This is a genomic window from Candidatus Accumulibacter sp. ACC012, from assembly GCF_907163155.1.
Taxonomy (GTDB): Bacteria; Pseudomonadota; Gammaproteobacteria; order Burkholderiales; family Rhodocyclaceae; genus Accumulibacter; species Accumulibacter delftensis.
The window spans coordinates 496051-508501 of sequence record NZ_CAJQUC010000002.1 but is presented as its reverse complement, the minus strand read 5'-3'; the positions used below and the strand labels follow the sequence as shown (position 1 = coordinate 508501).

Sequence of the window (12451 nt, the reverse complement as noted above, 5' to 3'; positions counted from 1 at the left end):
ATCCTGGTCAAGTTGGTGACTCAGCCCTCAGGAGAACCAAGGATGCTTCTCACAAATCTCTTGTAAACACCCGGCGTTGATAACTCTTGAATGATTTTTCCGCGCCGCTGCCAGAGTGATCGCAAGCGAGATTTCACTTGGCGCAAAAAATTGATAGTCCACAAGGCCGATCGATTATCCAGATCAAGATGAATCAGGTATGGTTGGATGTTGGGTCGCTGGCCGGCGGAAATATCTATTTGCTCCGGCACATGAAAGTCAAGTAAGGTATTCGCCAAGGCCAAATATTGCCGTAATGCCTTGCCGTGGCCGTGGCTTTCAAACCGGTTCCTGATGTTTTTCCAGTCAATCCGCTCAGCGTACACTCGACTGGCGAGTGCGAATTCGAACAATTGCCGTAGCGACACCGGTTCAAGGCCGCTCTTGGTATTGAACAGAAACGCGTGAATGATGTTGTGGGCAACAAAGTGGGTTGGCGAGGGCAAAAAGCATTCGCCACCACGCCACTTCATCGCAGTAGCTTCGCGATAGACTTCCTCGCTGGGAAGAAGCGCTGCAAATTCCAGGTGGACCGGGGAAATATGCAATTCAACGCGACTTGGCCAGTCGGCACTAACAACCGGAGGGTAGTGGTGATCGCCGCGGAAACCGACTGGGCTGGGAATTTCCCGCCCCTCGGTCGCCCTCGGTTTGTAACCAGCGCCAGCCAACTTGTCGATAATGTCCGGTAGTCGGTGAGCGGGAATCAGAATGTCCAGGTCGGAAATCATCCGCTCACCGGACGTGGGATAGAGTCCGCCGACAAGTGCCGCAGCGCCCTTGAGAAGCACCGGGCGAACGTCGATGCTGTTGAGCAGCCGTATGAAATCCGCCAGCTGATCTTCGCATTGAAGATTTCGATCGAGATTCAGCGTGTAGATGGCATCGAGATACTCGGCCACATCGGCTGGACAAGCAGAGAAAAGCCGTTGTTCACGCAGCGCCCAGCGTAGTTGCAAAGCGGCAAGATGGCCGCTGGAAGCGCGAAGCATCGTTTCCCACTCTCTCTGATTTGCCGGCAGGTCGGGTGGCGTAAGTGGCCTCCCAAATGCACCGGCCAAGCAACGGCCAAGAAGGCGGGACGCCGTTCTAGGGTTGGCTGGCAAGCAGAGCCTCGATGGTCTTCATGGCGCTTGGTAGTTCAGAATAACTCAGTTCGTAAGCCGGTGTCTGCTCGACAAAGCGAACGAATCTCGAGAGCTGGTCCGCAGTGGCCACGTCGCTCCCTGAAAGACAGGCGTGTGCATCGAGCAATTGGATCATCGTCTGAATTGGCGGCAGGGGTGTGAGCCGCGTTGGCTTTTCAGCGGAATATGCAGGGAATATGATCGCTGAGGGCGCCGGGCCGGCCTGTAGCGAGGTATAATTCCCCTGTGGATTGACAAAGCGCATTCTGCGACCGTAGCGATTAACTGTCGCAAGCTTCGACAACGTCGGGTAAAATGGCTCCAGAATTGTCCAGGCGCCAGCCTTTATCGAGAGGCACGTTGGCTGCGGGAGGATGTCCATTCCGTCTTCGCCAATGCCGATCAGATCATCTCCAAGATAGGCAAAGTCGTGTGCCGCTAGAAAACCGGTGAGGGTCGATTTCCCAACTCCGCTGCTCCCCGGCATAAGCAGGCTACGCCCCGCCCGGCTGACCGCAGCAGCGTGGAAAAGAGCCAACAAACGCTTGCCAGGATGTTCCAAACCAAGAAAAAGTTCGGCCAACTGTCGCGTCAGTTGGTTCAACATCTTGGATTCGGCAAGGATTTGCCCGCGAAAGGTTAACCGGTAAGCTGGGGCGCATCCCTCAATTAGCAGCACATCTGCGCCCTTGCTATTGCCGATGGCGCGATGCTGATAACGCAAGAAAGATGATTCGTCCAGCTCTTTGAGCGAAGACATTACTCTGATTCGGCTTTCGCCAAACCGGAATACGCCGCAGTCTACGACCCTGTTGCCACTAACGCTAGGAGCATCCGTGTGGCTCGGATCGGCCAAGCGTATGTCTGCACCTTCGTAGTCGTCGCGGGTATCAACATCGCTTAGGTCAGCAAGCAGCTTCGCGACATCCTGCGCAGCCTGTTTGTCAGAAATGCCGAAATGCAGAGCCAGAGCTCCAGCGATTTCACGCGCTTCGTAGCCTTGGCTCTTAAAATCCCAGACGATCTTCGCTGTTTCGTTAAGGATCAGGAGCCTGTCAGTCATTGGGTAATACAGAACCCATGAGTTCCCTAGGGGGCAGAGAATCGACTCCCGCAGTTGTGGCGAGGTTACACCGTCACGGCTTTGCCAAGCCAACCCGCGTCGACACTCCAAGGTGGCTATGTCATGCTCCTCTGCCCGTAGTTGCCATGTGAAGCTCCACATACAACAGCTCGCACACGCATTTTGTAACGCTGTGCGCATACCCTAAGAAATCACGGCGAACGAGGTGCGCACGCACGAGAAACCTCAGAATGTGCCTGCGCTCCTCTCGGGAACCGGGTACTAAACGGTTGCTTGCGACGGAAAATGGTCGCTCAGCAGCCTCTTGGATCCGTGCAGGAGTCGACAGCGTAAGCAGTGTTCGACTTGGTTGCTGCCAGAATGGCAAGCACGGCAGGAGCCGCGTACACCGCGTGCTTGCCGACAATCGCCAGTGCCTCACGACGGTTCATCCGAGTCTCGCCATCTGCACTATTGATGGTGTGAGGAGTGGCTTCATCGAGCTGCTTTTGATCTGCTTCCATTATTAAATCCTCTCGGAAAAGATAACAAACCGGGTTTCTTGCAATCATAAAGTGTACATACTGCGAATTTCCTATCGAGCCCCGACCTTTTGGATCGTAGCGAAGGGCCGCTTCCGAATAAGCATGATTCGTGCCATATCTCTACAAAAAGCCTGTAATGCTCTGAGTTAAAAGAACAATTTAGACTTTTTCGTCAATTTTCGGAGAACGAGCAAACCTGGGGGTGTAAAGAAAACCGACACTGTGACTCGTGGCTCAGGCAAATTTGGGCTGCGAAGTTGCTTGGTCGCAGCCGTTTCCGTTTGCTGTTACCTCTCCGCCCGTGTTGGCTGGTGTAGCGTAGGGTTGCATCCCTGAGGAGTGGTGTCGGGTTTTTGTGGCCAGTCCGAAGGTGGTGCGCCGTAGCACTGTTTGAATTGGGCGTGTCGGAAAATTTTACACATCCCCCGGCAGGTGCCTTCGGCCATAAGTCTTAAATCCCTTTAAATCAATCTGCAGCCGCTGCTGGCGTAAATATTGCTTAATACTATAGATCAGCCGTCACGCGTGGAGCGGTGAATGGTCCTGATCTTCGCATACTTATTTTTGGAGCACGAAGATGACTAATAGCATAATTGCCCTGTTCAACTCTCTGCTTCCCGCCAATGCGCAAGAAACCCCCTTGGTGGAGAGCGATCGCTTCTATAACTATCACCTCTATCCTGTATGGGGTGTGCCCAGTTACTTCAACGTGAACGTCGCAAGTGGTGGCTTGATCAATGGGATGTATGATGCTTGGTGCCTCGATCCGGTTGGAAGTATCTCCCGTGGTACGATTTACCCGGTCACTGTGTATTCAAGCTATTCAGCGTACGGCTCGATAGACGGCGTCCTTCCGTCAGGGCAAGTAGACCTTGACTTGGACGGTTACTACGATAGCCTCCAGGCTGTCAACTGGATATTCAATAATATCGTTGAACCAGGAAACGTTGTGCTGGAGCCGTCTCCATCTAGTGCGTTCACTAATTCCTACAGCTACAACATTGATGGTGTCGCTGGGAATGAAACATTCACCTCAGGCGATGTACAGTGGGCGATATGGAAGGTGCTTGGCGCTCCACCAGCAGAAATTAGCGCGGGCCTGGGTTCTTTGATAGATTACGATCATTCGGGAGTGATGGCCCAGAATATCGCGAATCTCGCTATCGCGGAAGGCGTCGCCTTTGTCCCTGTGGCTGGCCAGGACATTGGTATCATCCTCTCGCCGGGCGGCAATAATCCCAGTCACCAGCCGACCATCATTGAGGTCAAGACGGCAGGAATCGGCGACACGGTATTTGCCGATTGCAACCTTAATAACGCATACGATATTGGGGAAGGCATCAATGGCGTAACTGTCAAGTTGTTGGCTGATACCGATGGCGACGGCGATTTCGAGGTGGTGGCCACCACGGTGACGGGTGACAATCCGAACACTGCCAATGTCGTAGAGACGGGTTACTACTTCTTTGGGCCCCTGTTGGCTGGTCCCACTTATGACTCTACGGGTGGGCCTGGTTCCGGTATTACTTACCAAGTGATGGTGGACACCAGCACCTTGCCGCAAAATGGAGCGGGCTGGACGAACGTCGTTGATCCTGACGGCGGCAACGACAGTATGTCTACCGAAACGCTGACGCCGGGCGAGGTTAACCTCGCTCAAGACTTCGGCTACCGGTCGCCGAACTACGCGCCGGTCTGCATCACCTACGATTTCTCCGGCAACTCTTCTACCGACGGCCTGGATGGTAACTCACGCGTCTATACTGACGCGGGCTCTGGCGTCTCGGTGACGGCAACCGCATGGAGTCGTCAGGACAGTAGCGGCAACTGGGCCGAGGCTTATCTGGGTGCCTATGGTGGCGGAAACGGCGTTACGGATACCAGCGAGGGGAGCGGCAGCGGAAACCGCCACACTGTCGACAACGTCGGCGGACGCGACAACTATGTGGTTTACCAGTTCTCCCAGTCCGTCATAGTGGACCGCGCTTACCTGGGCTATGTCGTGGACGACAGCGACATCTCGGTGTGGATCGGCTCATCAGCGATCCCGATCAACAACGTGAATGATGCCTTGCTGGCCAGCATGACGTCGTACGAGAGCAACAACGCGTCTAACGGCAGTTCGCGCTGGGCCGATTTCAACTCTGGCGACGTGAGTGGCAACGTGCTGATCATCGCCGCCAGCGTCGAAGATAAGACGCCCGACGACGAGTTCAAGATCGAGAAGCTGAAGGTCTGTACTGCGGTTAACTGCGAACCCGAGCAGCCAAAGGCCTCTATCGGCGACCGGGTCTGGCTGGACAGCAACGGCGATGGGCTTCAGGGCAGCGACGAAGCGGGTGTCGCTGGCGTAACGGTGAAACTGCTGAACAAAACCGGTGGCGAAATCGGCAGCACGACTACTGACAGCAATGGCTACTACCTTTTCAGCAATCTGACCCCTGACGACTACGCCATAAAGGTGGTCAAGCCCGTCGGCTACACTTTCACGACGAAGGATGCTGGTAACAACGACGCCAAGGATTCGGACGTCGACACCGGTAGCGGCCAGACAGTCTCTACCCAGCTGACTGCTGGCGAGAACGACCTCAGCTGGGACGCCGGACTGTTCAAGAAAGCGTCGGTGGGCGACAAGGTGTGGGACGACATGAACCACAACAATATCCAGGATAGCAGCGAGCCCGGTATTGGCGGTATCAAGGTCAAGCTGCTGGATGCCGTCACCGGTGCCACCGTCGCTTCTACCACCACCAACAGCAGCGGCAACTACCTCTTCAGCAACATTAACCCGGGCACCTACGTGCTGGAATTCGACAAGGGGAATGTTCAGTACTACCAGTACAAGCAGTGGAACAACATGAGCAACTGGAAGTGGGCGGTCCAGGATACCGGAAGCAACGATGCCGTCGATTCGGACGTGGCCGGCGACGCGACGGCGAAGACCAACGTCAGCAAGACAATGGCCTTTAGCCTGGTGTCGGGCCAGAACGACATGACCCGCGACGCCGGCATTACGCCGATCGTGATCGACCTCGACGGCAACGGCATACAGACCGTCAGCCGCGCCAACTCGACAGGTACCTTTGATCTGTTTGGTAACGGCAACGCGGTGCAGTCGGGCTGGATCTCGGGAGGTGAAGGTTTCCTGGCGGTCGACAAGAACGGCAACGGGCAGATCGACGACATCAGCGAACTGTTTGGCGGCACGGCCAAGGGCGCGGGCTTCGCGCAACTGGCGAGCTACGACAGCAACGGCGATGGCCTGGTCGATGCCGCCGATAGCGACTTTGTGAATCTGCTGATCTGGCGCGATGTTAACGGCAACCATCAGTCCGATGTCGGCGAGCTGATGACGCTGGCCGAAACCGGGGTGGCGGCGCTGAATGTCGACTTTAGCGAGCTGCCTTTCCTCGACCGAGAGGGTAACCTGCACTTCGAGCGCAGCAGTGCCACGATGGCCGACGGTCGCACGGTAGATATGACTGACGTGTATTTCAACGTGGCCGCGGATGATGCGGCGGCTGCCGGGGTCGTTCTGCCGGGTCTGGCCGATCTATGGCACGAGGGCTGGTCCGTTGGCGGGGACAGCGACATCTACTTCGACGCTGCGGCAAATGATGGCGCAGCAGCGGCGGAAGTGCCGGTCAGCGATCCGGGCTGGATGTTCGCCTAGGCGGTGGCAATCGTCGTCCGATAGCGATGGCCTGCAAGGCTAGCCGGGCTCGGATGACGGTTTTCGTGGCGCCGCCCGTGCCGAGTTTCCAACCGTCGCGGAGAAGGTGATCTGGCCAAAGCAGGTCTGACTTGAGGGGGCGCCCAGAGCGCCCCCGTTTTTTTTGTTGCGTGCGCCAGGGGCAGGGCGAACGCAACAAAAAAGCCGCCCGAGGGCGGCTTTTTTGTGCTGCATCTACCTGATTCCTGGAGAATTCTGGTAGGCGCGATTGGAATCGAACCAACGACCCCCACCATGTCAAGGTGGTGCTCTAACCAACTGAGCTACGCGCCTTCGTCAAAGTCGGTACTGCTGAACTTCAAGGAAGGCCGCATTATACGGTGCTGGAAAATCAAGTCAAGCGCGCTGATGCTCATTGATGATCATGGATGGCCGAAAAGTGGCAAGGGCAGCAAACGGCAGCAAACCTAGCCGCCCGATTCAGCGGGCGACCGGCGTCTCACTCCCCGATTACGTCGGTATTGGCCGGCGGCGTGAAGCGGAACAGCGACGGGGCGAGTTGCGGGTTGCGTTCAATACCTGCGAAGACCAGCGAGCTGGTCTGGCCGAGGCTGTCGAGCAGGATCATGGCGCGCAGTTCATCGCCGGCAAAGCCGAGACTGACCTTCTCAAAGCCGCTGTCGGGCGCTTTGGGAATGGCCTCGACCCACTCCAGACCATCGCGCTGGCCGGCTTCGTGCAAGCTGAAGTCTTTTTCGATGCGGCTGTCGCCAGCGAGTAGTGCCGCCGGCGTCCCGCCCAGGGTAGGGCCCGCTTTTCTGACCGTCACCTGGCGCAGATCGGGGTCGTGGATCCAGATCTTCTCACCGTCGCCGACGAGCAACTGCGCGTACGGCTTGTCGATCTGCCAACGGAATTTTCCGGGGCGTGAAATGATCATCACGCCGCTCGATACCTGCCCCTGCCGCCCGTTCCTGGCGACGACGGTTTGCGCGAAATCGGCGCGCACGGTGCGCGTCGAATCGAGAAACTGGTGCAGTTTATCGATCGCGCCAGCGTTCGCCAGCGGCGCCACGAGCAGGCAGGCGCCTGCGCACAGGCTGCGCAGCACGCGGGGGGGCAGCAGCGGGATTCGCGCCATCATTCGCCTTCCTTGCGGGCCAGGACTTCGCGGCCGCCGCGGGCGTCCATGGCGGAAACCAGGCCGGCTTTTTCCATGGCTTCGATCAGTCGCGCCGAGCGGTTGTAACCGATGCGCAGGTGACGCTGGACGAGCGAAATGGACGCTCGGCGGTTCTTGAGCACCACTTCGACCGCCTGGTCATAGACCGGATCGGCTTCGCCATCGGTATCGAGGCCGCCGCCTTCGCCACCGCCATCGCCGTTAGTGTCGCCACCGGCGCCAGTCAGCACGTCTTCCAGGTATTCCGGTGCGCCTGCCTTCTTGAGATGGTCGACGACGCGATGCACTTCCTCGTCGGCGACGAACGCGCCATGGACGCGCGTCGGATAGCCGCTTCCCGGGGCCAGATAGAGCATGTCGCCCTGGCCGAGCAGGGCCTCGGCACCCATCTGGTCGAGAATCGTGCGCGAGTCGATTTTCGACGACACCTGGAAGGAGATGCGGGTCGGGATGTTGGCCTTGATCAGGCCGGTGATCACGTCGACCGACGGCCGTTGCGTTGCCAGGATGAGGTGGATTCCCGAGGCGCGCGCTTTCTGGGCCAGGCGGGCAATCAGTTGTTCGACGGTCTTGCCGGCAACCATCATCAGATCGGCGAGTTCGTCAATGACGACAACGATGTGCGGCAAGATCGACAGCGGCTCAGGGGTATCCGGGGTCAGCGAGACCGGGTTGCTGAGCTTTTCGCCATTTTTCTCGGCGTCCTTGACGCGCTGGTTGAGTCCCGCCAGGTTGCGCACCCCGATCGCCGACATCAGCTTATAGCGCTTATCCATTTCCGCGACACACCAGTTGAGGGCGTTGGCGGCCTGCTTCATGTCCACCACGACCGGCGCCAGCAGGTGCGGGATGCCTTCGTAGATCGACAGTTCGAGCATCTTGGGGTCGACCAGGATCAGCCGCACCTGATCCGGCTCGGCCTTGTAGAGCAGTGACAGGATCATCGCGTTGATACCCACCGACTTGCCGGAGCCGGTGGTACCAGCGACCAGCAGGTGCGGCATCTTGGCGAGATCGACGACCACCGGCTGGCCAGCGATATCCTTGCCGAGCGTCATCGTCAGCGGCGAGTGCATGTCGTGGTATTCCTTGCTGGCGATGATTTCCAGCAGGCGTACCATCTGTCGTTTCGGGTTCGGCAGTTCAAGCGCCATCGACGACTTGCCGGGCAGTGTTTCGACGACCCGCACCGAGACCAGCGACAAGGAGCGCGCCAGGTCTTTTGCCAGATTGAGAATCTGCGCGCCCTTGACGCCGACTGCCGGCTCGAATTCGTAGCGCGTCACCACCGGCCCGGGGTAGGCGGCAGTGACGGTCACCTGAACGCCGAAATCGGCCAGCTTGCGCTCGATCAGGCGCGAGTTGTACTCGAGCGTTTCGGGACTGACGCGCTCACTTTGCAGCGGCGCCGGTTCGAGCAGGTGCAGGGGCGGCAGCAGGCCGCCGCTGACCGCCTCGGGGAACAGCGGTGCTTGCCGTTCGCGGTCGATCCGCTTCTCGACCTTCGGCGGCAAGGGCGCGCCAGCAATGACCGGTTCGCGCCTTTCGATGAGGATCGGTTCATGCGTTTCGACGCGCTTCTTCTCGACCTCGACGACGGCTTCGCGTTCGCGAGCGACTTCACGGCCGATGCGGCGGTCCTGCCAGCGCTCGAAGACGCGGTGGACGGCCAGCACAGCACGTTCGAACAGCGCACCGATGCCCTCGGCGGCGGCCAGCCAGGAGACCCCGGTGAAGATGCTCCAGCCCAGCGCCAGCAAGGCGGACAGCGCCAGCGTCGCGCCCGTGTAACCAAGATTGCGGACTGTGAACGCCGCCAGTTCGATGCCGATCATGCCACCCGGACCGACGGGAAGCGGTGCCTTGACCGTGTAGAAGCGCAGGGTTTCCAGGCCGCTGCTGGCGATGACCAGTACCAGAAAACCGGCCAGGGCGATGTACAGCGGCCGCCGATCGACGGGTCGCTGCCGGTTCAGACGTCGGTAACCCCACCACACGAAGACCAGCAGCAGAACAATCCACCACCAGGCGGAAAGGCCGAAAATGTAGAGCATCAGGTCGGCTAGCCAGGCGCCACTGCGGCCGGCCGGGTTGTGCAGCGTCGTCGTGTAGGCGGCGTGCGACCAGCCCGGGTCGTCGGGGTTGTAACCCCAGAAGGAAAGCGCCAGAAAGCTGGCGATAACGATCAGGATCAACCAACGCGATTCTTCCAGGAGGAGCGCGATTTTCTCGGGCAAGGGACTCGGCGTTCGCGCGGTATAGGAGATTCGGCCGGCAAGTTTGTTCAGTAGAGCCATTGGGGCGATTGAATGCCTGGTGAGTGGTAAGTGTGCTGCTTTGTCTGCGTCTTACGGACGGGCAGCGGCCGCGCCCGGGGCCGGTACGCGCTTTTCAAGGATCACGATGCGGCCATCTTCAACGCGGAAGTATCCCTGATTTTCGAGATCCTTCATCACCCGGCTGACCATTTCACGCGAGGCGCCAATCATCTTGGCGATGTCCTGCTTGGTCAGGCGACGGCGGATGATGCGCTCGCCACGCTCTTCTTCCGAGAAGTCGAGAAGCAGCTTGGCGACGCGGCCGTAAACGTCCATCAGCGCCAGGCTCTCGATATTGCGGTCGGCCTCGCGCAGGCGCCGGACGAGGCTCTTCATGATATTCAGGCAGAGATCGAAGTTCTCGGCCAGGCAACGCTTGAAGTCGTTCTTGGTGATCACCAGCAATTCGCAGGTCTCGGTGGACATCACGTCGGCCGAACGCGGGCTGCCATCGATCAGCCCCATTTCGCCAAAGAATTCACCTGGCCCAAGCAAGGTCAGAATCACTTCGCGTCCTTCTTCGTCGCTGTTAAGTACCTTGGCGCCACCGCTGATCAGCACGTAGAGCGAGTCGGTGCTGTCGCCCGCGCGAACGATCGTCGTCAAGCGAGGAACGCGGCGTTGGAAGGCGACCTTGGCGATCTGTTCGAGTTGCGCATCCGGTACACCGGCAAAAATCGGAATGCTGTGCAGCAAAGTCAGGCTTGGTCCTCGCCTGGGCTGCTCGACCTGAGTGTTCATGAGGCATTCTCTCGTCAAGTGAAGTGATTTCTATCAATGGCTTGCGCGGCGATTATAAGGCACTTTGCAGGATTCCCAAGCAAACGCGCGACAAACTTGGCGGCAGAACACGCGGCGTTGCCGGTTATAATTTTTGCGTCACCCACTACCCGAGCCCATAAAGATGACCGAAGCAACCCGCCATTGCCGCCTGCTGATCCTCGGCTCCGGCCCTGCCGGCTATACGGCAGCCGTCTACGCTGCCCGCGCCAACCTCAAACCGGTGCTGATTACCGGCTTGGCGCAGGGAGGGCAGTTGACGACGACGACCGACGTCGACAACTGGCCGGCCGACGCGCACGGCGTGCAGGGCCCCGAGCTGATGCTGCGCTTTGAGGAGCACGCGCGTCGCTTCGACACCGAGATCATTTTCGATCATATTCATACTGCCAGGCTGACCGAAAAGCCGCTGACGCTGATCGGTGACTCGGCTACCTATACCTGCGACGCACTGATCATCGCCACTGGCGCTTCGGCGCAGTATCTCGGCCTGCCGTCCGAAGAAGAATACGCCGGTCGCGGCGTTTCCGCTTGCGCGACCTGTGACGGCTTCTTCTACCGCGAGCAAGCGGTGGCGGTCATCGGTGGTGGCAATACCGCTGTCGAAGAGGCGCTGTACCTGGCCAACATTGCCAGTCACGTCACCCTGGTGCACCGTCGCGACAAGCTGCGCAGCGAGAAAATTCTGCAGGACAAGCTGTTCGCCAAGGAAAAAGCCGGCAAGGTCAGCATTCGCTGGAACTGCACGCTTGAGGAAGTGCTCGGCGATCACTCCGGTGTCACCGGCATGCGCATCAGGGACAAGCTGACCGACAGCGCAGAGGACATTCCGCTGATGGGTGTGTTCATTGCCATCGGTCACCGACCGAACACCGAGCTGTTCACCGGCCAACTGGAAATGGAAGGCGGTTACCTGATTACCCAGTCGGGACTGAAGGGAAATGCCACGGCGACGTCGATCCCCGGCGTCTTTGCTGCGGGCGACGTGCAGGATCATATCTATCGGCAGGCGTGCACCTCCTCGGGCAGCGGTTGCATGGCAGCGCTCGATGCCGAGCGCTATCTTGACAGCCTCGGCCTGGCCGGCTGAGGCCTCGCAGCGTCGCGTACGACACTCCCTTCGCGAGGGGGTAGGGCCGGCACCAACAGGATTTTTTGCAATGACTCAGCAACAGCTACCGAGCAGCGAGGATTTGGCCGCTTTTCTGGCCGCGGTTGACGGCGCGACACCGCTGTCCAAGCCTGATCGGGTAAGCTTTGAAGCACCGAAACCCAGCCCACGCCCGCGTCAGCTGGAGCGCGACGAAGCGGCGGTGCTCGCCGAGCTGCTGCAAGCGCCATTGGCCATCGACGACTGGCTCGCTCTCGGCGATGCCGACTCCTTCCTGCGTAGCGGCCTGCCGCGGACATTGTTGCGTGACCTGCGCAGAGGCCGCTGGAGCATCCAGGAGCATGTCGATTTGCACGGCATGAACCGCCATGAAGCGCACCAGCAGGTGAGCCTTTTCCTCGCCGAATCACTCGCTTCCGGCAGGCGCTGCCTGCGCATCGTACACGGCCGTGGCCACGGTTCACCGGGTCGCGAAGCGATCCTGCGCCAGCTGGTCAAGGTCTGGTTGGGTCGCAGCAAGGATGTGCTGGCCTTCTGTCACGCGCCGCCCTGCGACGGCGGCGATGGCGCCCTGTGGGTGCTGTTGAAAGCGGCCAGCAAGCCGCGCTGATG

General features: G+C 59.1%; 9 protein-coding genes and 1 tRNA gene. 3 read left to right on the top strand and 7 right to left on the bottom strand.

Features of this window, described 5'->3' with window-relative positions; all coding sequences use genetic code 11:
- Positions 1-20: 20 nt before the first annotated feature.
- The 3 genes from QZ648_RS02830 to QZ648_RS02820 all read right to left on the bottom strand — a co-directional run bounded on the left by QZ648_RS02830 (position 21) and on the right by QZ648_RS02820 (position 2753).
- Positions 21-1100, bottom strand: coding sequence for a nucleotidyltransferase family protein (locus QZ648_RS02830; protein ID WP_291996134.1), 1080 nt, complete (start codon positions 1098-1100; stop codon positions 21-23).
- A gap of 28 nt (positions 1101-1128) precedes the next feature.
- The gene (locus tag QZ648_RS02825; RefSeq protein WP_291996041.1) at positions 1129-2391 is read right to left on the bottom strand and encodes a PqqD family peptide modification chaperone; all 1263 of its coding nucleotides are present in this window, start codon (positions 2389-2391) and stop codon (positions 1129-1131) included.
- A gap of 152 nt (positions 2392-2543) precedes the next feature.
- The gene (locus tag QZ648_RS02820; protein ID WP_291996040.1) at positions 2544-2753 is read right to left on the bottom strand and encodes a hypothetical protein; all 210 of its coding nucleotides are present in this window, start codon (positions 2751-2753) and stop codon (positions 2544-2546) included.
- A gap of 598 nt (positions 2754-3351) precedes the next feature.
- Between QZ648_RS02820 and QZ648_RS02815 the strand changes: the two genes are divergently transcribed.
- A complete protein-coding gene (locus QZ648_RS02815; protein WP_291996039.1) occupies positions 3352-6447 on the top strand; it encodes an SdrD B-like domain-containing protein in 3096 nt (1031 codons plus the stop codon).
- Positions 6448-6703: 256 nt separating this feature from the next.
- Here QZ648_RS02815 and QZ648_RS02810 read toward each other — a convergent pair.
- The 4 genes from QZ648_RS02810 to QZ648_RS02795 all read right to left on the bottom strand — a co-directional run bounded on the left by QZ648_RS02810 (position 6704) and on the right by QZ648_RS02795 (position 10689).
- Positions 6704-6780, bottom strand: a tRNA-Val gene (locus QZ648_RS02810).
- A gap of 166 nt (positions 6781-6946) precedes the next feature.
- The gene (gene lolA, locus QZ648_RS02805; RefSeq protein WP_291996133.1) at positions 6947-7588 is read right to left on the bottom strand and encodes an outer membrane lipoprotein chaperone LolA; all 642 of its coding nucleotides are present in this window, start codon (positions 7586-7588) and stop codon (positions 6947-6949) included.
- Complete coding sequence (locus QZ648_RS02800; RefSeq protein ID WP_169066172.1) at positions 7588-9927, bottom strand: DNA translocase FtsK; 2340 nt, start codon at positions 9925-9927, stop codon at positions 7588-7590. The genes lolA and QZ648_RS02800 overlap by 1 nt, the downstream gene beginning before the upstream one ends.
- Positions 9928-9978: 51 nt before the next feature.
- Entirely contained in the window at positions 9979-10689 is a 711-nt protein-coding gene (locus QZ648_RS02795; protein WP_211203684.1) for a cyclic nucleotide-binding domain-containing protein, read from the bottom strand.
- 163 nt (positions 10690-10852) lie between these two features.
- Between QZ648_RS02795 and trxB the strand changes: the two genes are divergently transcribed.
- Together trxB and QZ648_RS02785 are read left to right on the top strand one after the other, a co-directional pair.
- On the top strand, positions 10853-11818 hold the full coding sequence (gene trxB / locus QZ648_RS02790) for a thioredoxin-disulfide reductase (RefSeq protein WP_169066173.1): 966 nt from the start codon (positions 10853-10855) through the stop codon (positions 11816-11818).
- 70 nt (positions 11819-11888) lie between these two features.
- Positions 11889-12449 (top strand): Smr/MutS family protein, encoded by a 561-nt coding sequence (locus tag QZ648_RS02785; protein WP_291996038.1) that lies wholly within the window; start codon positions 11889-11891, stop codon positions 12447-12449.
- Positions 12450-12451: the final 2 nt, after the last annotated feature.